The organism is Pseudorhodoferax sp. Leaf274, assembly GCF_001422445.1.
GTDB lineage: Bacteria > Pseudomonadota > Gammaproteobacteria > Burkholderiales > Burkholderiaceae_C > Pseudorhodoferax.
The window spans coordinates 34,230-55,321 of the sequence record NZ_LMNA01000008.1; the positions used below are offsets into that span (position 1 = coordinate 34,230).

At 71.4% G+C, this 21,092-nt stretch carries 17 protein-coding genes; 15 read left to right on the forward strand and 2 right to left on the reverse strand.

Annotated elements, in window-relative coordinates:
• The first annotated feature begins 201 nt into the window (after positions 1–201).
• The 6 genes from ASF44_RS12140 to ASF44_RS12165 all read left to right on the forward strand — a co-directional run bounded on the left by ASF44_RS12140 (position 202) and on the right by ASF44_RS12165 (position 7,720).
• Positions 202–3,591, forward strand: coding sequence for a response regulator (locus tag ASF44_RS12140; protein WP_056899582.1), 3,390 nt, complete (start codon positions 202–204; stop codon positions 3,589–3,591).
• A 3-nt stretch (positions 3,592–3,594) separates the two neighbouring features.
• Positions 3,595–4,419, forward strand: a complete 825-nt coding sequence (locus tag ASF44_RS12145; protein ID WP_056899491.1) for a protein-glutamate O-methyltransferase CheR — start codon at positions 3,595–3,597, stop codon at positions 4,417–4,419.
• The gene (locus ASF44_RS12150; protein ID WP_056899492.1) at positions 4,419–5,033 is read left to right on the forward strand and encodes a chemotaxis protein CheB; all 615 of its coding nucleotides are present in this window, start codon (positions 4,419–4,421) and stop codon (positions 5,031–5,033) included. The genes ASF44_RS12145 and ASF44_RS12150 overlap by 1 nt, the downstream gene beginning before the upstream one ends.
• Complete coding sequence (locus ASF44_RS12155; protein ID WP_056899493.1) at positions 5,030–6,232, forward strand: hybrid sensor histidine kinase/response regulator; 1,203 nt, start codon at positions 5,030–5,032, stop codon at positions 6,230–6,232. Before ASF44_RS12150 ends, ASF44_RS12155 begins: the two co-directional genes overlap by 4 nt.
• A 119-nt stretch (positions 6,233–6,351) precedes the next feature.
• The gene (locus ASF44_RS12160) at positions 6,352–6,714 is read left to right on the forward strand and encodes a hypothetical protein (RefSeq protein ID WP_056899494.1); all 363 of its coding nucleotides are present in this window, start codon (positions 6,352–6,354) and stop codon (positions 6,712–6,714) included.
• Between the two features lie 154 nt (positions 6,715–6,868).
• Entirely contained in the window at positions 6,869–7,720 is an 852-nt protein-coding gene (locus ASF44_RS12165; RefSeq protein WP_056899495.1) for a hypothetical protein, read from the forward strand.
• A 45-nt stretch (positions 7,721–7,765) separates the two neighbouring features.
• Here the strand turns inward: ASF44_RS12165 and ASF44_RS12170 are convergent, their stop codons facing one another.
• The gene (locus ASF44_RS12170; protein ID WP_056899496.1) at positions 7,766–9,865 is read right to left on the reverse strand and encodes a TonB-dependent receptor; all 2,100 of its coding nucleotides are present in this window, start codon (positions 9,863–9,865) and stop codon (positions 7,766–7,768) included.
• A gap of 176 nt (positions 9,866–10,041) precedes the next feature.
• On the opposite strand from ASF44_RS12170, the gene ASF44_RS12175 reads away from it, so the two are divergent.
• Together ASF44_RS12175 and ASF44_RS12180 are read left to right on the forward strand one after the other, a co-directional pair.
• Positions 10,042–11,541, forward strand: coding sequence for an ATPase domain-containing protein (locus tag ASF44_RS12175; RefSeq protein ID WP_235579203.1), 1,500 nt, complete (start codon positions 10,042–10,044; stop codon positions 11,539–11,541).
• Positions 11,538–13,076, forward strand: coding sequence for an ATP-binding protein (locus tag ASF44_RS12180; RefSeq protein WP_056899497.1), 1,539 nt, complete (start codon positions 11,538–11,540; stop codon positions 13,074–13,076). The genes ASF44_RS12175 and ASF44_RS12180 overlap by 4 nt, the downstream gene beginning before the upstream one ends.
• Here the strand turns inward: ASF44_RS12180 and ASF44_RS12185 are convergent.
• Positions 13,066–14,349: an AI-2E family transporter gene (locus tag ASF44_RS12185; RefSeq protein ID WP_369820920.1), complete on the reverse strand. Its 1,284-nt coding sequence runs from the start codon at positions 14,347–14,349 to the stop codon at positions 13,066–13,068. The genes ASF44_RS12180 and ASF44_RS12185 overlap by 11 nt on opposite strands.
• Positions 14,350–14,482: 133 nt before the next feature.
• Here ASF44_RS12185 and ASF44_RS12190 point away from each other — a divergent pair, with 133 nt between their 5' ends.
• From ASF44_RS12190 to ASF44_RS12220, 7 genes are all read left to right on the forward strand, one after another.
• Positions 14,483–15,319 (forward strand): STAS domain-containing protein, encoded by an 837-nt coding sequence (locus ASF44_RS12190; RefSeq protein WP_056899498.1) that lies wholly within the window; start codon positions 14,483–14,485, stop codon positions 15,317–15,319.
• An 8-nt stretch (positions 15,320–15,327) separates the two neighbouring features.
• Positions 15,328–15,705 (forward strand): STAS domain-containing protein, encoded by a 378-nt coding sequence (locus ASF44_RS12195; RefSeq protein WP_056899499.1) that lies wholly within the window; start codon positions 15,328–15,330, stop codon positions 15,703–15,705.
• Positions 15,692–16,099: an anti-sigma regulatory factor gene (locus ASF44_RS12200; RefSeq protein ID WP_056899500.1), complete on the forward strand. Its 408-nt coding sequence runs from the start codon at positions 15,692–15,694 to the stop codon at positions 16,097–16,099. Before ASF44_RS12195 ends, ASF44_RS12200 begins: the two co-directional genes overlap by 14 nt.
• Positions 16,090–17,109, forward strand: a complete 1,020-nt coding sequence (locus ASF44_RS12205) for an ATP-binding protein (RefSeq protein WP_056899501.1) — start codon at positions 16,090–16,092, stop codon at positions 17,107–17,109. The genes ASF44_RS12200 and ASF44_RS12205 overlap by 10 nt, the downstream gene beginning before the upstream one ends.
• Positions 17,099–17,971, forward strand: a complete 873-nt coding sequence (locus ASF44_RS12210; protein WP_056899502.1) for a sensor histidine kinase KdpD — start codon at positions 17,099–17,101, stop codon at positions 17,969–17,971. The genes ASF44_RS12205 and ASF44_RS12210 overlap by 11 nt, the downstream gene beginning before the upstream one ends.
• 11 nt (positions 17,972–17,982) lie before the next feature.
• Positions 17,983–19,602, forward strand: coding sequence for a response regulator (locus ASF44_RS12215; RefSeq protein WP_056899503.1), 1,620 nt, complete (start codon positions 17,983–17,985; stop codon positions 19,600–19,602).
• A gap of 76 nt (positions 19,603–19,678) precedes the next feature.
• Complete coding sequence (locus ASF44_RS12220) at positions 19,679–21,046, forward strand: sorbosone dehydrogenase family protein (RefSeq protein ID WP_082524722.1); 1,368 nt, start codon at positions 19,679–19,681, stop codon at positions 21,044–21,046.
• The last annotated feature ends 46 nt before the right edge of the window (positions 21,047–21,092 follow it).

Here is a 21,092-nt window from a genome sequence, read left to right on the forward strand (position 1 = left end):
ACCCGGCATAGGACGGGTCCTACACGAAGGCGGCGTGTCGATTTCTAGAATCACGGGCTTCATGCCTTCGATATCCCTCCTCCAACCGCGCCGCTCTTCCTCGCGTGCCCTCGCCGGCAGCGCAAGGCAACGGCCGTGACCGACATCCAGGCCCTCGGCGCGGCGCGCGCCCGGTCCCGCTGGCCCTTGCCGGTGCCCAGCATGGTGGGCTTCGGCGTTGCCATCGTCGCGGTGGCCCTGATCGCGTGGTTCTCGTTCCAGGCCATGGAGACGCGGGCCACCACCGCCGGCCGCGTGACCCAGGCCACGCAGGCCATCGAGCAGATCAACGCCCTGCTCTCGCACATGAAGGACGCCGAGACCGGCCAGCGCGGCTACCTCATCGTGGGCCAGGAGCCCTACCTGCGCCCCTACACCGATGCGCGCGTGAACCTGGCCGCCACCTTCGCGCAGCTGGAGAAACTCTTCGCCGACGCACCCCAGCAGCTCGAGCGCGTGCACCGGCTGCAGCGCTACGCCGACCTCAAGCTGGAAGAGCTGGCGCAGACGATCGCGCTGCGCCGCGCCGGCGACGGCCCCGGCGCGCTGGCCATCGTGGTCAGCGACCGCGGCAAGGACGCCATGGACGGCCTGCGCACGCTGGCCGAGGAAACCCTGCGCGAGGAACAGGCGCGCCGCGCCGCACGCCAGGCCGACTGGCAGGAGGCGGTGGACTACTCCTCTCACGTGCAGGGCGCGGGCGCCGCCACGCTGCTGGTGCTGATCCTGGTCTCGGCCGGCATCGCCGTGCGCGAGCACCGCTCGCGCGAGGACGAGATCTGGCTGCGTGCCGGCCAGGCCGGCATGGCCGAACGCGTGCAGGGCGAGCACCGCCTCGAAGCCCTGGGCGAGACCGTGCTGGGCTACCTGGCCCAGTACCTGGACGCCCAGGTCGGGGCGCTGTACCTGGCCGAGCGCGATGGCAGCTTCCGGCGCCTGGCAGCGTTCGCCGTGCCCGCCGGCAGCCCCCAGGTGCGGCCGGGCGAAGGCCTGCTGGGCCAGGCCGCCAAGGCGCGGCGCGCGCTGCGCGTGACCGAGGTGCCGGCCGGCTACCTGCCGATCAGTTCCACGCTGGGCAGTGCCGACCCGCGCGAGCTGGTGGTGGCACCGGCGCAGGTCGACGGGCGCGTGCACGCCCTGGTCGAACTTGGCTTTGCGCGCAAGCTGCAGCCGGTGGACGAGCTGCTGCTCTCGCGCATGTCCGAGACGCTGGCCATCGCCGTGCGCACCTCGCACGACCGCACCCGTCTGGAGGAACTGCTGGAGGAGACCCAGCGCCAGGCCGAGGAGCTGCAGGCCCAGCAGGAAGAGCTGCGCGTGTCCAACGAGGAGCTCGAGGAGCAAGGGCGCGCGCTGCGCGAATCGCAGGCGCAGCTGGAGGTGCAGCAGGCCGAGCTCGAGCAGAGCAACGCCCAGCTGGAGGAGCAGGCCCAGCAGATGGAAGTGCAGAAGGACGAGCTGGTGCGCTCCCAGGAAGTGCTCAGCACCAAGGCCGGCGAGCTGGAGCGCTCCAACCAGTACAAGAGCGAGTTCCTGGCCAACATGAGCCACGAGCTGCGCACGCCGCTGAACTCCACGCTGATCCTGGCCAAGCTGCTGGCCGACAACAAGGGTGGCAACCTCACGGACGAGCAGATCAAGTACGCGCAGACCATCTCGTCCGCCGGCAACGACCTGCTGACGCTGATCAACGACATCCTGGACCTGTCCAAGATCGAGGCCGGCAAGGTCGAGGTGCATGCCGAGACCGTGCGCCTGGCCGGCCTGCTCGAAGGCCTGGCCAAGAGCCTGCAGCCTGCGGCCGAGCAGAAGGGCCTGCGCCTGTCGGTGCACGTGGCACCGGACGCGCCACGCCAGATCCTGACCGACGCGCAGCGCCTGGGCCAGATCGTCAAGAACCTGCTGTCCAACGCCATCAAGTTCACCAACACCGGCGAGGTGCAGCTGCTGCTGGGCGCCGGTGCCGACGGCGGCGTGCAGCTGGCGGTGCGCGACACCGGCATCGGCATCGCGCCCGAGCAGCAGGAACTCATCTTCGAGGCCTTCCGCCAGGCCGACGGCAGCACCCACCGCCGCTACGGCGGCACGGGCCTGGGGCTGTCGATCTCGCGCGACCTGGCCCACCTGCTGGGCGGCACGCTCACCGTGCAGAGCCAGAGCGGCGAAGGCAGCACCTTCGTGCTGTCCCTGCCGGCCCGTCACATGCCGCGCAACACTGCACAGGCCGCACCCACGCCGGAGCCAGCACCCGTGCCCGCGTTGGCGCCGCAGCGCGTGCAGCGCAGCGTGGCACCGGCCCCCGCGCCGGTGGCCGTCAAGGCACACCAGCCGCTCGAAGACGACCGCGACGTGCTGCGCCCCGGCGCGCGGCTGATCCTCGTGGTCGAGGACGACCACCGCTTCGCCGCCATCCTGCGCGACCTCGCGCACGAGATGCAGTTCCAGTGCGTGCTGACCCACACCGCATCGGACGGCCTGGCCGCCGCGCTGCAGTACCGGCCCAGCGCCATCCTGCTCGACATGAACCTGCCCGACCACTCGGGCCTGGGCGTGCTGGACCAGCTCAAGCACGATGGGCGCACGCGCCACATCCCGGTGCACGTGGTCTCGGTGGCCGACTACACGCAAGAAGCCATGGAGCGCGGTGCCGTGGGCTACGACCTGAAGCCCGTCAAGCGCACCCAGCTGGTCGATGCGCTGCAGCGGCTGGAGGCCAAGTTCTCGCAGGGCATCCGCCGCGTGCTGGTGGTCGAGGACGATGCGCGCCAGCGCGAAAGCATCGGCCAGCTGCTGGCCGGGCCCGACGTGGAGATCCGCGGCGCCGCCAACGCGGCCGACGCACTGCAGGCGCTGGCCGGCCAGACCTTCGACTGCATGATCATGGACCTGAACCTGCCCGACCTGTCCGGCTACGAGCTGCTCGAACAGATGTCCGCGCAGGAGGGCACGGCCTTCCCGCCCGTGATCGTCTACACCGGCCGCTCGCTCACGCATGCCGAGGAGCAGCAGCTGCGGCGCTTCTCCAAGTCCATCATCATCAAGGACGCCCGCTCGCCCGAGCGGCTGCTCGACGAGGTCACGCTGTTCCTGCACCAGGTGGAGTCGCAGCTGCCAGCCGAAGCCCAGCGCCTGCTGCGTTTGGCGCGCGACCGCGACGCCACGCTGGAAGGCCGCCGCATCCTGGTGGTGGAAGACGACGTGCGCAACATCTTCGCGCTGACCAGCGTGCTGGAGCCCAAGGGGGCGCAGATCGTGCTGGCGCGCAACGGCCTGGAGGCGCTGGCCGCGCTGGACCGCGCCCGCGCCAGCGACGATGCGCGCGTCGACCTGGTGCTGATGGACATCATGATGCCGGAGATGGACGGCCTGACCGCCATGCGCGAGATCCGCAAGCAGCCCGACTGGAAGAAGCTGCCCATCATCGCGCTCACCGCCAAGGCCATGCGCGACGACCAGGAGAAGTGCCTGGCCGCCGGCGCCAACGACTACATCGCCAAGCCGCTGGACGTGGAGCGCCTCTTGTCGCTCCTGCGCGTCTGGATGCCGAAGTGACCCATGTCCGACAGCACCTTCGACATCGAGATGGGCCTGCTCGTGGACGCCATCTACCTGCGTTGGCACTTCGACTTCCGCGGCTACGCGCAGGCCTCGCTCCGGCGCCGGCTCAAGGCGGCGATGGGGCGCTTCTCGTGCACCACGCTGTCGCAGCTGCAGGACAAGGTGCTGCACGAGCCGGAATTCTTCCCCGCGCTGATGGACTACCTCACGGTGCAGGTCAGCGAGATGTTCCGCGACCCGGACTACTTCCTCGCGCTGCGGCGCGAGGTGGTGCCGCTGCTGCGCACCTACCCTTCGCTCAAGGTCTGGGTGGCCGGCTGCAGCACGGGCGAGGAGGTGTACTCGCTGGCCATCCTGCTGCGCGAGGAAGGACTGCTCGAACGCACGCTGATCTACGCCACCGACATCAACCCGCAGGCGCTGCAGCAGGCCGAGGCCGGCGTGTACGAGCAGGACCGCATCGCGGGCTTCACGCTCAACCACCAGCGCGCCGGCGGCAAGACATCGCTGTCGGACTACTACACGGCCGCCTACGGCCGCGCGGTGTTCGACAAGAGCCTGCGCCGCAACGTGGTGTTCTCCGACCACAGCCTGGCGACGGACTCGGTGTTCGCCGAGATGCAGCTGGTCTCGTGCCGCAACGTGCTGATCTACTTCGACCGCGCGCTGCAGGACCGTGCGCTCGGCCTGTTCCGCGACGCGCTGTGCCGCAAGGGCTTCCTCGGCCTGGGCAGCAAGGAGTCGCTGCGCTTCTCGGCCTGCGCCAGCGCGTTCACGGACTTCGTGCGCGAGCAGCGCATCTTCCAGAAGATCGGCGGATGATGGACTCCCTGGCCCAACGTGTGGACGCCGTCGTCATCGGCGCCTCTGCCGGCGGCATCGAGGCGCTGTCGATCCTGTTGCCTGCGCTGCCGCCCGGCCTGCGCGCCGCGGTGTTCGTGGTGCAGCACCTGCCGCGCGACCGCGCCAGCCTGCTGGTCGACATCTTCGCGCCACGCTGCGCGGTGACGTTGCAGGAGGCGCAGGACAAGCTGCCCATCGAGCCCGGCAACGTCTACTTCGCGCCGCCCGACTACCACCTGCTGCTGGACGCCGGCCCGCAGCTCGCGCTGTCCGTGGACGCGCCGGTGCACTACTCGCGCCCGGCCATCGACGTGCTGTTCCAGTCGGCCGCGGAACTGTATGGCCCGCGCCTGCTGGGCATCGTGCTGACGGGCGGCAACCAGGATGGCGCCGAGGGCCTGGCCGCCGTGCGCGCGGCCGGCGGCCTCACGGCCGTGCAGGACCCGGCCGATGCCCAGATGCCGCTGATGCCCGAATGCGCGCTGGCCAAGGGCCCGGCCGACTTCGTGCTGCCGCTGCGCGCGCTGGCCCACCTGCTGGGTACGCTGGACGCCGCCTCGCGCCAGGCCACCTCCGCGCGGAGCGCCGCATGAACCCGCCCCGCCCCTTCGCCGCCCGCGACGCGCACCCGGCCGAGCGCGCGGAGCCGATCAAGTGCCTGATCGTCGACGACCTCGACGAGAACCTGCTCGCGCTGGCCGCGCTGCTGCAGAGCGAGGACGTCGAGGTGCTGCAGGCCCGCTCGGGCACCGAGGCACTGGAGCTGCTGCTGCAGCACGAGGTGGCGCTGGCGCTGGTCGACGTGCAGATGCCCGAGATGGATGGCTTCGAGCTGGCCGAGATGATGCGCGGCATCGAGCGCACGCGGCACGTGCCCATCATCTTCGTGACCGCCGGCACGCGCGATGCGCAGCGCATGTTCCGCGGCTACGAGGCCGGCGCGGTGGACTTCCTCTACAAGCCGGTGGAGCCGCACGTGCTGTGCGGCAAGGCCGGCGTGTTCTTCCAGCTCTACCGGCAAAAGCAGCAGCTGGCCCGCCACCTGCAGGAACGCACCGAGACGCTGCGCCTGCAGGAGCTGTTCACCGCCGTGCTGGGGCATGACCTGCGCGGCCCGCTGTCGGCCATCACCACCGCGGCCGAGCTGCTCATGCGCCGGCCCGATGAGGCCACGCGCACGGTGGCCCAGCGCCTGTTCCGCAGCGGCCAGTGGATGGGCCGCATGATCGAAGACATGCTGGACCTCACGCGCACGCGCCAGGGCGGCGGCATGCCCATGGACAGCGAGCGCTTCGACCTCGGCGCGCTGGCCGAACGCGTGGTGCAGGAGCGCCAGAGCACCTGGCCCGACAAGCAGGTGCTGCTGGAGCGCCAGGGCGACCTGCAAGGCGACTGGGACGAGGACCGGCTCACGCAGGTGCTGTCCAACCTGGTCGGCAACGCGCTGCGCCATGGCAACGATGCGCCCGTGCAGGTGGAGCTCGACGGCCGCCAAGCCACCAGCGTGCGCCTGTCGGTGCGCAACGGCGGCGAGATCCCGGCCGACGTGCTGCCGCACATCTTCGACCCCTTCCGCAGCGGCCGTGCGCGTGCCGAGGAAGCCCCCTCGCGGCGCGCCGGCACGCGCAACGAAGGCCTGGGGCTGGGCCTGTACATCGTGCGCGAGATCGTGCGCGCGCATGGCGGGCAGCTGCAGGTGGAATCGTCCGCGGGCCGCACCAGCTTCAACGTGGCCCTGCCGCGCGCACCGCAGGCCGTGGCCAGCGCACCCGGGCTGGGCACGCTGCCCTAGCAGGCCGGCGGCCTGCCGTGCGCAGGCCGGCCCCACGCCGGCAGGACGCGGCGCGCCTGTCCTACAGCGCGCAGCGCGTGCGGCCCCAAGCTTGGAGGCTTCACCCAATCGGAGACACCATGACCCTGTTCCGCCACCGCCACGGCCTGCATGCCGCAGGCGCCATCGCCCTCGTCGCCCTGCTGGCCGCCTGCCAGCGCAACGAAGCGCCCACTCCGGGCGTGTCGGGCAACACCGCCAATCCACCCGCCACCAGCGCGAGCGCGCCGCCGGCCATGCCCAGCGCACCCGACAGCACCAGCGGCACGGGCAAGAGCCCGGGCATGGACACGCCATCGGGCAGCAGCGGCGCGGGCGGCACCATGCCCGCACCCACGCCGGACGCCGCGCAGAGCCCGGCTTCGGCCATGCCGGCCATCCCGCCGGCCAGCGCGCCGGGCACCTCGGCACCCATGCCGTCCGCCTCGACGCCAGGGGGCTGAAGCCGGTCGGAAGCGTCCTACCGGTGCTTGGCGCCGATGCCGGCCCGCAGCGCGCGGCCGGCGCCGCAACCTGATGTCCACGGCCCCGGCAGTTGAAAAGCGCGCAGCACGCACTGCCGGTTTCCTCCACCGCAATGCACAGGAGCACAGCAAGATGGCAAACCGCGACCAACGCCACCGCCAGCAGGATGCGTGGCATGACGACAACCGCAGCGACAACCGCAGCCAGATGGGACAGTACGCCGACCCGCAGCGCCAGTTCGGCAGCGAGCGCGACCAGGACAGCCGGCACGATGCCCGCCACTGGGGCGCCCGCCATGAGGGGAGCGACCTGCACCGCCACGACCCGGCGCAGGCCAGCTACGGCCGGGCCGGCGCGCCCGATGTGCACGGCGGCCCGAGCGGCGGCTACCAGCGCGACTGGCGCGCCGACCCGGGCTACAACCAGCCCGGCTACATGCGCAACCCGAGCCACCAGGGCTATGGCAGCCGCGACGAACGCGGCGCCGGCGAATACGGCGGTTACCGGGGCGATGGCGGCTACGGCAGCCACGGCCAGCGCGACGACGGCTACCGCAACCAGAGCTACCGCGACGGGGGCTACGACCCGGGCCGCGATTGGAACCGCGGCTACCGCGGCGACGACGAGCGCCAGGGCCATGCGCCTTCGCACGAGCGTTTCCAGGGCGGCGCGGGCGGCTACCGCTCCAACACCGGGCCCTACGCGGGCAGCCAGACCTACGGCGGCTATGGCGACCAGCTCGGCTACGGCTCCTACCAGGGCGGCCGCGAGCAGCACCACGACCCCGACTACCAACAGTGGCGCGAGCAGCAGCTGCGCAGCCTGGACGACGACTACCACTCGTGGCGTGGCGAGCGCTACAAGAAGTTCTCCGAAGAGTTCGACAGCTGGCGCAAGAACCGCCAGGGCGCCGAGCAGAAGAACGACCTTCCTGGCAGCGCAGGCAACGCGGGCAACACCGGCAAGGCCAGCGGCACGAAGTGATGCCGCCGGATGGAACAAGGGCGCCGCAAGGCGCCCTTTGTCCGTCTACAGCGCCAGCGTGGCAGACAGGCCCACGAGCCAGTTGCGGCCCGGCGCAGGCTCGAAGAAACGGCTGTTGCCCTCGTTGACGATGACCGAGCCGGCGTAGCGCTTGTCCAGCAGGTTGTCGACACGCACGAAGCCTTCGAGCTGCCAGCCGCCCAGGCGCGCGGCGTAGCCCGTGTACAGCCCCAGCACACCGTAGCCCGCAGCGGCGTCGCTGTTGGCGTCGTTGACATACACGCGGCTCAGCACGCGCCAGTCGGCGCCCGCGCGCCAGCCCTGCGGCGGCACCCAGCCGGCGCTGGCATAGACACTGGTCTTCGCCAGGCCCGGCATGCGCGCCCCGGCGCTGGCGCCGTCGCGGTAGCGTGCGTCGAGCACGGTGGCCGCCACCTGCGTGCGCAGGTGCTGCAGGTGCCGCTGCTCCCAGGACAGTTCCAGGCCATTGCGGCGGGTGCGTCCGGCGTTGCTGGCGGTGGAGCGGCCGTTGATGGTGCTGGTGACGATCTCGTCCTCCGTGCCGGTGCGGAACACCGCAGCCGTCCATTCGCCCCAGCCCGCGCTGCGGTGCTTCAGGCCCGCCTCCACGCTCTTGCTGCGCGCGGGGTTGAGGCCGAAGTTCAGGCCCGGCAGCTGGTCCGGGCGGTACGACAGCTCGTTGAGCGTGGGCGTCTCGAAGCCCTTGCCCGCCGAGGCGTACACGCGCAGGCTCTCGGTGATGGCGAAGCTGGCGCCGACCACCGGCAAGGTGGCACCGTAGCGCGCCTGGCCGCTATCGTCTGGGTTCACGCCCACGATATAGCGGTCCTGCGAATCGAAGCGCACCTGGCTGTGGCGCAAGCCGGCGTTCAGCGTCCAGCGTTGGGTGACGCGCCAGTCGGCCTGCAGGTACTGGTCGAAGCTGTTCACGCGGTTGCGCTCGTCGCGGCGCAGCGCGCCCTGCACGCCCAGCGTGCGGCTGGCGGCAGGCCCCACGAAGTTCTCGTAGCCGCGCCGGTCCTCGCGCAGGCCGTCGTAGGCCAAACCGGCGACCACGGTCAACGGGGCGCCGGCCAGCGCGGTGCGCCAGGTCCAGCGCAGGTCGGCGCCAGCGTAGTCGCGGTCCAGGTCGATCACGCCGCCGGGATGGCGCGGATTGTTTTGCACCGCGACCGGGATCGACTGGAACTGCGTGGTGCCGCGCTGGCCGCCGTACAGCGTGGCCTGCAGGGCATGGGCCTCGCTCAGGAAGTGCTCGTAGACCAGGCCCGCCTGGGTCTGGTCCATGTTCTTGCGCGTGTCGAAGCCCAAAGCGGCGGGGTCGACGCCGCGCGGGTTGGCCTGCCACTGCGCACGCGAGAGCCCCAGCGGATCGTCGGCCTTGGGCAGCACCACCCGGTTCGCCACCAGCGTGAGCTTGCCGTCCTCGTGCGGCCGCAGCGTGAGCTTGGCATTGGCCAGCGTGCGCCGCGCCGCGCTGTGCTCGCGGTAGCCGTCGGTGGCGAAGCGGCTGGCCGAGACCACGTAGCCCACGCCGCTGTCGTTGGCGCCCGTGTTGCCGCTGGCCTTGGCGCCGAAGCGCAGCAGGTCGTCGCTGCCGGCGGCCGTGTCCAGCCGCAGCTGCGGCGCGCCGCGCCCCTCCTCGGTGAACACCTGCAGCACGCCTCCGGAGGAGTTGCCGTACAGGGCGGAGAACGGGCCGCGCATCACCTCGATGCGTTCGGCCGAGGCCAAATCCACGTGCGACAGCTGGCCCTGGCCGTCGGGCTGCGTGGCGGGGATGCCGTCCACGTACAGGCGCAGGCCGCGGATGCCGAAGGTGGCGCGCGTGCCAAAGCCGCGCATGGAGATCTGCACGTCCTGCGCGTAGTTCTGGCGCTCGCGGGCCTGCAGGCCCGGGACGCTGCCCAGGGCCTCGGAGATGTTCACCTGGGCACGGCCCTGGCGCAGCTGGTCGCCGGCCACGCTGCTGATCGAAGCCGGCACGTCCTGCGGATCGGCCTCGGTGCGCGTGGCGGTGACCACCACGGCGCCCAGCGCTGCCGGTGCGGTGGTCTGGGCGATCGACGGCAGGCCACTGGCACACCAGGCCAGCAGGGGCAGCAAACGCAAGGAGGGATTCATGCAGCACGCCTTGGGCAAAAAGAGCCGGCCATTGTCACCATTTGCAGTCTGCGCTGTAGGACGACTGCGCGAACGGTGTCGCGCCGCCGCGTCGCCCTGCCCGCCACGCCGCCGGGCACGGCGATGGCGGGTATAACCCCCGCCATCGCCCCGACCACGCAACGCCGGAGAAAACCGTGCCAGATCTGTCCCCGCCCGCCCCCGACGCGACCGACCCCGTACTGCAGATCGGCGTGCCCGGCCTGGACGACGTTCTGGGCGGCGGCCTCACCGCCAACCGGCTGTACCTGCTCGAAGGCACGCCCGGCGCGGGCAAGACCACGATTGCGATGCAGTTCCTGACCGAGGGCGCGCGGCGCGGCGAATCGGTGATGTACGTGACGCTGTCGGAAACCGCGAACGAACTGGCCGGCGTGGCGCGCTCGCATGGTTGGGACCTGAGCGGCGTGCACGTGCGCGAGATGCTGCCCAACAACGATGCGCTCGAGCCCGAGGAGCAATACACCATGTTCCACCCCTCCGAGGTGGAACTCAGCGAGACCACGCTGAAGATCCTGGCCGACGTGGAGCAGCTGCGCCCGAACCGCGTGGTGTTCGACTCGCTGTCGGAGCTACGGCTGCTGGCCGGCAACTCGCTGCGCTACCGGCGCCAGATCCTCGCGCTCAAGCAGTTCTTCGCGGGGCGCAACTGCACCGTGCTGCTGCTGGACGACATGACGGCCATGGAACACGACCTGCAGGTGCAGAGCATCTCGCACGCGGTGATCCGGCTCGACCAGCTCAACTCCGATTTCGGCTCCACGCGCCGGCGCCTGATCGTCACCAAGTACCGCGGCAAGCACTTCCGCACCGGCTACCACGACTACACGATCGCCCACGGCGGCCTGCAGGTGTTCCCGCGCCTGGTGGCGTCGGAGCATGTCATGCCGCTGGAGCAGGTGCGCATGCCCAGCGGCCTGCCGGCACTGGACGCGCTGCTGGGCGGCGGCATCGAGCGCGGCACCAGCACCCTGTTCGTGGGCGCGCCCGGCACCGGCAAGTCCACGCTGGGCGTGCAGTTCGCGCTGGCGGCGGCGCAGCGCGGCGAGCGGTCGGCGCTGTTCGTGTTCGACGAGAGCATCAACACGCTGCGCACGCGCTGCGCCGGCATGGGCATGGAGCTGGGGCCCTTCATCGACCAGGGGCTGATCCGCCTGCGCCAGGTCGACCCGGCCGAACTCTCGCCGGGCGAGTTCGTGCACCTGGTGCGCGAGGCGGTCACCGTGCACGAGGCCAAGGTGCTGCTCATCGACAGCCTGAACGGCTACCTGAACGCCATGCCGGACGAGCGCTTCCTGATCGTGCAGCTGCACGAGCTGCTGACCTACCTGGGCCAGCACGGCGTGGCCACGCTGATGGTGGGCGCGCACCATGGCCTGATCGGCGGCAACATGACCTCGGCCGTGGACGCCAGCTACCTGGCCGATGCGGTGGTGCTGCTGCGCTACTTCGAGCTGGCCGGCGAGGTGCGCCAGGCCATCTCGGTCGTCAAGAAGCGCGGCGGCCAGCACGAGCGCACCATCCGCGACTTCTCGCTGACCGAGGACGGCATCCAGATCGGCGAGCCGCTGCGCCACTTCCGCGGCATCCTCACCGGCGTGCCGGTGCCCATCGAAGTCGGACAAGGCACGGCGTGAGCGACAGCACCGCCGCCCTGCAGCGGCGCATCCTCCTGCGCGCCGCCACGGCGAAGGACGCGCTGATGGCCAGCGCCGTGCTCGACCGCGCCGGCGTGCCGGTGCACACCTGCACGACGCTGGACGCGCTGGTGCAGGAGATGGCCCGGGGCGCCGGCGCCATCGTGCTGGCCGAGGAGGCGCTCGTCGGTCCGGCCGCCTCGCTGCTGACGCAGGCGCTGCAGGCGCAGCCGAGCTGGTCCGATCTGCCGGTGCTGGTGCTGGCGCGCCAGGGCGCCGATTCGCGCACCGTGGGCGAGGCCGTGGACAGCGTGGCCAACATGACCGTGATCGAGCGGCCCGTGCGCGTGGCCGCCTTCGTGAGTTCCGTGCGTTCGGCGCTGCGTGCGCGCGCACGCCAGTACGACCTGCGGGCCACGCTCGAGGGCCTGCGCCTGGCCGACCAGCGCAAGACCGAGTTCCTGGCCACGCTGGCGCACGAGCTGCGCAACCCGCTGGCGCCGCTGCAGACCGCGCTGACGCTGCTCAAGCGCAAGCGCCCGGGCCCCGACGAGGCCGCGCGCCACTACGACATGATGCGGCGCCAGATCGACCACATGGTGCGCCTGGTGAACGACCTCATGGAGATCTCGCGCATCACGCGCGGCAAGATCGAGCTGAACACCGCCGCCATCGACCTGCAGCAGGTGCTGCGCGATGCGCTGGAACTCAGCCGCCCGCTCGTCGACGCCTCCGAGCACCGGCTCGAGCTGCAGCTGCCCGAAGGCCCGCTGCCGGTGCAGGGCGACAGCGTGCGGCTGGCACAGGTGTTTTCCAACCTGCTGAACAACGCCGCCAAGTACACGCCGGGGCCGGGGCACATCGTGCTGTCCGCGCAGGTCGCCGGCGGCGATGTGGTGGTGACGGTGCGCGACAACGGCATCGGCATCGCGCCGGAGATGCTGGACACGGTGTTCGACATGTTCGTGCAGGCCAGCGGCGCGTCCAAGGCCGCGCAGGGCGGGCTGGGCATCGGTCTCACGCTGGCGCGCACCCTGGTCGAGCTGCAGGGCGGCAGCATCGCGGCGCACAGCGCGGGGCTGGGCCAGGGCAGCACCTTCACCGTCCGGCTGCCGTTGCAGGCACCGGCCGCCCCTGCGGCCCACAGCGACGTGCAGCTGCCCGAGGCCAGCGCGCTGAAGGCCCTGGTGGTGGACGACAACCGCGACGCCGCCGACAGCCTGGCCGAGTTCCTGCAGGAGCTGGGCATGGCCACGGGCGTGGCCTACAGCGGCGCGCAGGCGCTGGCGCTGCTGCCCACGCTCCAGCCCGACCTGGCGGTGCTGGACATCGGCATGCCGGGCATGGACGGCTACGAGCTCGCGCGCCGCCTGCGCGCGCACCCGGTGGCGCGCAACACCCTGCTGGTGGCGCTGACCGGCTGGGGCCAGCAGCGCGACCGCGAGGCCACGGCGGCGGCCGGCTTCGACCACCACCTCGTCAAGCCGCTGGACCCGGACCAGCTCATCGCCATCCTCGACGGCCTCAATCGCTGAGCAGTTCGCCGACGGGCTGCAGGTCTTCCACGTGGTCGCAGATGGCCTTGATGACCATCATGATCGGGATGCCCAGCAGCAGGCCGGGCACGCCCCACAGCCAGCCCCAGAAGATCACGCCCACGAACACGGCCACCGGGTTCATGCGGCTGGTGCGGCTGGTGAGCCAGGGCACCAGCAGCTGGCCCACCAGGGTATGGATGGCGAGCGAGCTGCCGGCGATCAGCAGGGCCATCTCGTAGCTGTCGAACTGCAGCAGCGCCAGCAGGCCGGCGCCCACCATCACCAGCAGCGAGCCGATGTAGGGGATCAGATTGGTGACGCCGGCCACGATGCCCCAGACCGCCGCGTTCTCCAGCCCGAAGGCCCAGAACGCCAGGCCCGTGGCCACGCCGACGACGACGCTGGTGAGGATCTGCACCAGCAGGTAGCGCTCGACATGGCCGACGATGTCGTCCAGCACCTGCACGGTGATCTTCTTCCTGCTGAACTTGGCGCCGCTGATGCGCACCAGCTTGCGCCGAAACATGGTGCCCGAGGCCAGCGCGAAGTAGGCCAGGAAGGTCACGAGCGTGAGCTGCAGCGCCATGCTGACCAGGCCCATGGTGCCGCTCCAGAGGTAGTCGCGCACGTTGAAGCGCGGCCGCTCGATGGTCACGCGCGTCACGCCGCGGCGCGGCGGCTCGGCCTCGCCCTCGGCCACCTGCTCCAGGTGCGCCGCCGCCTTCTGCACGGTGGTCAGCGCGCTCACGTCGCCGGCCCGGCGGCTGGCCTGCATGTGCAGCCGCAGTTTCTGCGCCGCCACCGGCAGCGCGTCGAGCAGCGCGCCGGCGTTGCCGGCCAGCCGGTAGCCCGTGAAGCCGATCGCGCCCAGCAGCGCCAGCAGCACGAGCGCCGCGCCGATCCAGCGCGACACGTGCCAGCGCGCCAGCCGCTCCACAGCCGGCGACAGCGCGTAGGTGAGCAGCAGGCTCATCATGAGCGGGATGAACACCGGTGCGGCCCAGCGCAGCGCGAACACGCTTGCCAGCACGGCGATGACGCCCAGCGCAGCGCTGCGCATGTCCACCGCACCGTCGGGCAGCGCATGGCCGCCCTCTGGCGCCGGTGCGGCGACAGCCGTGGCCGTGCTCCCCTCGGCCTCCTCGTGTGCATCCATGGACGCGTCCTTTTCTTGGTCTGTTCTCGGTCGGGGCCGCGCGGCTGGCCGCCTCGCGGGCGGACCGATGCTCCGGGCGAAGCGCAGCCGCGCCAGAAAGGCGGCGCGCCCCATCGGTGCAGGACAACGCCGCGTCTTGGGGTGCCCCCGCCGTATGCCCCTACGCCACCCCTAGAATTTGTGTGTCAACATCACTGGCGAGCCCCCCAGTGCGCCGCCGGCACTACAACAACTACCGAGGACCTCCATGGCTTCCCATGCCCAGACACTGCTTGCCCTGTTGCAGGACGAGCGCACCGCCCTGCTCAAGGCCTGGACGGCCGCCACCCACGGCGGGCGCGCCAGCACCGCCACGCGGCAGGAGGCCGAGGAACTGTTCGACGCGCTGCAGGAAGCCCTGCAGAGCGGCACGCCCGACGACATGCAGGCCGATGGCTGGGCCGGCGCGCGCCAGCTGCTCGAGGCGCTGTCGGCCTCGCGCGCCGCGCAGGGCCAGTCCGCCGGCGACACCAGCGCCTTCGTGCTGGCGCTCAAGCTGCCGATCTTCACCGCGCTGCAGCAGCGCCTGGGCAAGGACACCCAGACGCTGCTGGAAGCGGTGCTGAGCGTGACCACCAAGCTCGACACCATGGCGCAGTGGACGGCCACGGCCTTCCAGCGCACGCGCGAGGAGCTGATCAACCGCCAGCAGGAGGAGCTGCTGGAGCTGTCCACGCCGGTCATCAAGCTGTGGGAAGGCGTGCTGGCCGTGCCGATGATCGGCACGCTGGACTCCAGCCGCACGCAGATGGTGATGGAAGCGCTGCTGCAAAAGATCGTCGACACCGAATCGGAGCTGGCCATCATCGACATCACCGGCGTGCCGACCGTGGACACGCTGGTTGCGCAGCACCTGCTCAAGACCGTGACGGCAATCCGCCTGATGGGCGCGGACTGCATCATCAGCGGCGTGCGCCCGCAGATCGCGCAGACCATCGTGCACCTGGGCGTAGACCTGCAGGGCGTGACCACCAAGTCCAGCCTCGCGGCGGCGCTGGCGCTGGCGCTCAAGCGCGGCGGCTGGAACGTGGCGCGCACCGCCTAGGCCGCGCCATGTACCGCATCCCGATCCTGCAGATGGGCAGCGCGCTGCTGGTCACCATCCAGGTCGACCTGGAGGACCAGACCGCGCTGCAGCTGCAGGATGACCTGGCGTCCCGGATCGAGACGACCGGCGCCGACGGCGTGCTGATCGACATCTCGGCGCTGGAGATCGTCGACTCCTTCGTCGGCCGCATGCTGGCCTCGATCTCGGGCATCGCGCGCGTGCTCGACGCCAACACCGTCGTGGTGGGCATGCAGCCGGCCGTGGCCATCACGCTGGTGGAGCTGGGCCTGTCCCTGGACGGCGTGAAGACGGCGCTGAACGTGCGGCGCGGCATGCAGCTGCTGGCGCACGCCGTCGACGGAGACCAGCGTGACCCCGGTTGATCCGAGCGGCCTGCTGGCCCTGCGCAGCGAGCCTGACATCGTGGCCAGCCGCCAGCTGGTGCGCAAGCTCACGCAGCAGCTGGGCTTCTCGCTGGTCGACCAGACCAAGATGATCACGGCGGCCAGCGAGCTGTCGCGCAACACCGTGACCTACGGCGGCGGCGGCGAGATGGCCTGGGACATCGTGGAACAGGGCATCAAGCGCGGCCTGCGCCTGCGCTTCGTCGACCAGGGCCCGGGCATCGCCGACATCGCGCAGGCGCTGACCGACGGCTGGACATCGGGCAAGGGCATGGGCCTGGGCCTGTCGGGCAGCCGGCGGCTGGTGCACGAGTTCGACATCCAGTCCAGCGTGGGGGCGGGCACCTGCGTGAGCGTGACACGATGGAAGTGATCCAGGCCGGCACGCCGCATACCCTGTTCCCGATGGGCGACGCCAGCCGAGTCGGCGAGGCGCGCCGCCATGCGGCGCTGCTGGCGCAGCGCCTGGGCCTGGACGACACCGCGGCCGGCCGCCTCGCGCTGGTGGTCACCGAGATGGGCAACAACCTCGTGCGCCATGCCAAGGCCGGCCGGCTGCTGATCGCCCAGCGCCAGCAGGGCCAGCCCGAGGTCGAGGTGCTGGCACTGGACGACGGCCCCGGCATCGCCGACACGGCGCGCGCGCTGGCCGACGGCTTTTCCACCGGCGGCACGCCGGGCACGGGCCTGGGCGCCGTGCGGCGGCTGGCCAGCGACTTCGACCTGCACTCCGAGCCCGGCGTGGGCACCGTGGTGCTGGCGCGTGTGCGGCCCGAGGGGCTGCGGCGGCCGCCCGCGGCCTTCCGCTGGGGGGCGCTGACGCTGTGCGCGCCCGGCGAGCTGGTGTGCGGCGATGCCTGGGCGCTGGCGCTGGACGGCGCGCGCGCGGCCGTGCTGCTGGCCGATGGACTGGGCCACGGCCCCCATGCGGCCGAGGCGGCGCAGGCCGCGGTGGCGCAGTTCGCCAACGCGCCGTTCGCGGCGCTGGCGGGCCAGCTCGAACGAATGCACGCGGCACTGCGCATCACGCGCGGCGCCGCCGCCTCGCTGGCCTTGCTGGAGGCCGGCAGCCTGCAGCTGGCCGGCGCCGGCAACATCGCATCGAGGCTGGTCTCGGGCACGCACAGCAAGACCCTGGCGCCGCAGAACGGCACGCTGGGCGTGCAGGTGCGCCGCTTCGAGCCGGTGCGCGCCGACTGGCCACCGCACGCGGTGGCCGTGCTGCACAGCGACGGCCTGCAAACCCGCTGGCAGGCCGAGCCGCTGGCGCCGCTGGTGGCGCGCGACCCTTCGCTGATGGCCGGCTGGCTGCTGCGCGGCAACCTGCGCGGCCGCGACGATGCCACCGTGGTCGTGCTGCAAAGGAATACCCATGGCCGATGACGCCGACCTGGCCGGGCAGCTGGCCGCCGCGCAGGCGCAGGTGGCCCAGCTGTCCGAAGAGCTGGAAGAGACCAACCGCGGCGTGCTGGCGCTGTACGCCGAGCTGGACACCCAGGCCGAAGAACTGCGCCACGCCAACGAGCTCAAGAGCCGCTTCCTGGCCTACATGAGCCACGAGTTCCGCACGCCGCTGGGCGCGATCCAGAGCATGACGCGGCTGCTGCTGGACCGGCTGGACGGGCCGCTGACGACCGAGCAGGAACGCCAGGTGCAGTTCATCCACCAGAACGCGCAGGAGTTCTCCGAGATCGTCAACGACCTGCTGGACCTGGCCAAGGTGGAGGCCGGCCGGATCGACGTGTCGCCGGGCTGGTTCGACATGGTCGACCTGTTCGCGGCGCTGCGCGGCATGTTCAAGCCGGTGCTGACCAACCCCGCCGTCTCGCTGATCTTCGAGGACCCGGTGGACGTGCCGCAGATCTTCAGCGACGACCGCAAGCTGGCGCAGATCCTGCGCAACTACATCAGCAACGCGCTCAAGTTCACGCAGCGCGGCGAGGTGCGCGTGTCGGCGCAGCGCCTGGCGCACGACGGCCAGGACTGGGTGCAGTTCGCCGTGGCGGACACCGGCATCGGCATCGCCGCCGAGTACCACGGCGCCATCTTCCAGGACTTCTCGCAGATCGATTCGCCGATCCAGAAGAGCCTGCGCGGCACCGGCCTGGGCCTGTCGCTCTCCAAGCGGCTGGCCGAGCTGCTGGGCGGCAGCGTGGGCATGGAGAGCGCACCGGACCAGGGCTCGACCTTCCACGTGCGCATTCCGCTGGGGGCCGCGCCCCCGGCCGGCGACGCCTCTTCCTGAAGGAACGCTGCATGCACAAGCTCAGCAGCACCATCGACCGCGCCGAACACCTGGTGCTGGTGGTGGACGACACGCCCGCCACGCGCTATTCCACCTGCCGCATCCTGCACGCGGCGGGCTTCAAGACGGTGGAGGCGATGACCGGCGCAGAGGGCCTGGACCGGGCCCGCGCCGGCGGCATCTCGGCCGTGGTGCTGGACGTGCACCTGCCCGACATCGACGGCTTCACCGTCTGCCGCATGCTGCGCGAGTTGCCCGAGACGGTGGTGCTGCCGGTGCTGCACCTGTCGGCCACCTACGTCGAGAGTTCGGACAAGGTGGCGGGCCTGAACTCGGGCGCCGACGCCTACCTGGAGCACCCGGTGGAGCCGGCCATCCTGGTGGCCACGCTGCAGGCGCTGATCCGCGCGCGCATCGCCGAGGAGCAGCTGCGCGAGACCGAGCAGCGCTACAAGCAGCTGCTGCTGGAGCGCGAGCAGGTGGCGCGCGCCAACGCCGAGCGCCACAGCCGCACCAAGGACGACTTCGTCGCCGTGCTCTCGCACGAGCTGCGCAACCCGCTCAACGCGATCCTCATGAACGTGCACGTGCTGCTGCGCAAGGCGCAGGCGCCGGACATCGCCAAGGGGCTGGACGCGATCCGCCGCAACGCGCAGACGCAGGCGCGCATCATCTCGGACATCCTGGACGTCTCGCGCATCAACTCGGGCAAGCTGGCGCTGCAGCGCGAGGCGACCGACCCGGCCGCGCTGGTGCAGTCGTCCATCGACGCGATGCGCCAGCAGCTCGACAGCCGCCAGCTGCGGCTGGTGCTGGACGCGCAGGCCACCGGCCCGGTGCTGCTGGACCCGGCGCGCTTCCAACAGATCTTCTGGAACATCTTCAACAACGCGATCAAGTTCTCGCACCCGGGCGGCAGCGTGCGTGTGGCCCTGCAGCGCAACGCGGAGCTGCTGGAACTGACGGTGGAGGACACGGGCAGGGGCATCGCCCCGGCCTTCATCGACCGCGTGTTCGAGAAGTTCACGCAGAGCGAGGCCCCGGGCAAGCGTGCCAACGGCGGGCTGGGGCTGGGACTGTCCATCGTCAAGCACCTGGCCGAGCTGCATGGCGGCGGTGTCGCGCTGACCAGCCCGGGCCTGGACGCCGGGACCACGGTGCGCGTGTGGCTGCCGGTGGAAGTGCCGGCGGCCGAAGGCGAAGCCGCGCCCGATTCGATGCTCGGCGCGCTGGACGACGCCGCACTGGCCGGCCTGAGCGGCCGGCAGGTGCTGGTGGTGGAGGACGACCGCGACGCGGCCGAGATGCTGGGCCACATCCTGGAGGACCGCGGCGCCCAGGTGGCCATCGCCGGCGACTACGACAGCGGCCTGGCGGCACTGCAGGCGCACCGCCCCGACCTGCTGCTGAGCGACATCGGGCTGCCCGGCAAGGACGGCTACGCGCTGATCGGCCAGTGGCGCGCGCTGGAGGCCCGGCAGGACCTGCCACGGCTGCCCGCCATCGCGCTGACGGCCTTCGGCCGCCCGGACGACCGCGCCATGGCGCTGCAGGCCGGCTTCGACGTGCACGTGGCCAAGCCGTTCGAGCCGCAGGTGCTGCTCAACGCGATCCGCCGGCTGCTGGGCTGACCTGCGCGCGGCGGACTACAGCGCGCCTGCCTGCACACCGGCAGACCGCGGCGGGCGCAGCGGTGAACCTCGCGCCATGCCATCGTCTCACCACAACACCTTCACCCTGCCGGCGCCGCACCGGCGCGCCACCCTTCCTGCACTCTGCGCGATCGGCGCTCTGGCCCTGCTGACCGGCTGCGGCGAGACCTCGCGTCTGCCCGAGACCGGCGTGGCCGGCACCGCGCCGCAGTTGCCCACGCCCAGCACCAGCCTGATCCCCACCGTCAAGGTGGCACCGGTGCAGGGCTGGCCTGCAGACGCCACGCCCAAGCCGGCACCGGGCATGGTGGTCACCGCCTTCGCGCGGGGCCTGGACCACCCGCGCTGGATCACCACCCTGCCCAACGGCGACGTGCTGGTGGCCGAGAGCAACAAGCCCGCCAACGCAGGCGAAGGCAAGACGCCCTCCATCCGCGACTGGGTGCAGGGCCTGTTCATGAAACGCGCCGGCGCCGCCGTGCCCAGCGCCGACCGCATCACGCTGCTGCGCGATGCCGATGGCGACGGCGTGGCCGAGGTGCGCAGCGTGCTGCTGCAGGGCCTGACCTCGCCCTTCGGCATGGCGCTGGTGGGCGAGACGCTGTTCATCGCCAACGCCGATGCCGTGGTCAAGGTGCCCTACCAGCTGGGCCAGATGCAGATCACCGCCACGCCGACCCGGCTCGTCGAACTGCCCTCGAAGATCAACCACCACTGGACGAAGAACCTGATCGCCAGCGCCGACGGCAGCAAGCTCTACGTGACGGTGGGCTCGAACAGCAACATCGGCGAGAACGGCCTGGAGAACGAGGAAGGCCGCGCCGCCATCTGGGAGGTGGATGCCAGGACGGGCCAGCACCGCGTCTTCGCCTCCGGCCTGCGCAACCCGAACGGCCTGGCCTGGGAGCCCGGCAGCGGCAAGCTGTGGACCGTGGTGAACGAGCGCGACGAGCTGGGCAACGACCTGGTGCCCGACTACCTGACGTCGGTGGAAGATGGCGCCTTCTACGGCTGGCCCTGGAGCTACTTCGGCCAGCATGTGGACGAGCGCGTGCAACCGCCGCGGCCCGACATGGTGGCCAAGGCCAAGGCGCCCGACTACGCGATCGGCGCGCACGTGGCGCCGCTGGGGCTGGCCATGGCCGACAAGACCGCGCTGGCCGGCAACTTCGGCACCGGCGCCTTCATCGGCAACCACGGCTCGTGGAACCGCAAGCCGCCGAGCGGCTACAAGGTGGTCTTCGTGTCCTTCGTCGACGGCCGGCCGCAAGGGCTGCCACGCGACGTGCTGACGGGTTTCCTGAGCGCCGACGGCAAGGCGCTGGGGCGCCCGGTGGGGGTGGCGCTGGACCAGCGCGGCGGGCTGCTGGTGGCCGACGACGTGGGCAATGCGGTGTGGCGGGTGGGGGCGACGGGGCCCTGAACGCGCAGCCTGGGCCTGCCGGCGCGCGGCCGGCAGGTGAAGGGGC

Coding starts and splice junctions, on each gene's coding strand:
- ASF44_RS12155 (WP_056899493.1), top strand. CDS start 5,030: ATGAACCCGCCCCGCCCCTTCGCCGCCCGCGACGCGCACCCGGCCGAG.
- ASF44_RS12190 (WP_056899498.1), top strand. CDS start 14,483: ATGGCTTCCCATGCCCAGACACTGCTTGCCCTGTTGCAGGACGAGCGC.
- ASF44_RS12165 (WP_056899495.1), top strand. CDS start 6,869: ATGGCAAACCGCGACCAACGCCACCGCCAGCAGGATGCGTGGCATGAC.
- ASF44_RS12220 (WP_082524722.1), top strand. CDS start 19,679: ATGCCATCGTCTCACCACAACACCTTCACCCTGCCGGCGCCGCACCGG.
- ASF44_RS12215 (WP_056899503.1), top strand. CDS start 17,983: ATGCACAAGCTCAGCAGCACCATCGACCGCGCCGAACACCTGGTGCTG.
- ASF44_RS12160 (WP_056899494.1), top strand. CDS start 6,352: ATGACCCTGTTCCGCCACCGCCACGGCCTGCATGCCGCAGGCGCCATC.
- ASF44_RS12205 (WP_056899501.1), top strand. CDS start 16,090: ATGGAAGTGATCCAGGCCGGCACGCCGCATACCCTGTTCCCGATGGGC.
- ASF44_RS12150 (WP_056899492.1), top strand. CDS start 4,419: ATGGACTCCCTGGCCCAACGTGTGGACGCCGTCGTCATCGGCGCCTCT.
- ASF44_RS12210 (WP_056899502.1), top strand. CDS start 17,099: ATGGCCGATGACGCCGACCTGGCCGGGCAGCTGGCCGCCGCGCAGGCG.
- ASF44_RS12170 (WP_056899496.1), bottom strand. CDS start 9,865: ATGAATCCCTCCTTGCGTTTGCTGCCCCTGCTGGCCTGGTGTGCCAGT.
- ASF44_RS12145 (WP_056899491.1), top strand. CDS start 3,595: ATGTCCGACAGCACCTTCGACATCGAGATGGGCCTGCTCGTGGACGCC.
- ASF44_RS12195 (WP_056899499.1), top strand. CDS start 15,328: ATGTACCGCATCCCGATCCTGCAGATGGGCAGCGCGCTGCTGGTCACC.
- ASF44_RS12185 (WP_369820920.1), bottom strand. CDS start 14,349: ATGGGGCGCGCCGCCTTTCTGGCGCGGCTGCGCTTCGCCCGGAGCATC.
- ASF44_RS12140 (WP_056899582.1), top strand. CDS start 202: ATGGTGGGCTTCGGCGTTGCCATCGTCGCGGTGGCCCTGATCGCGTGG.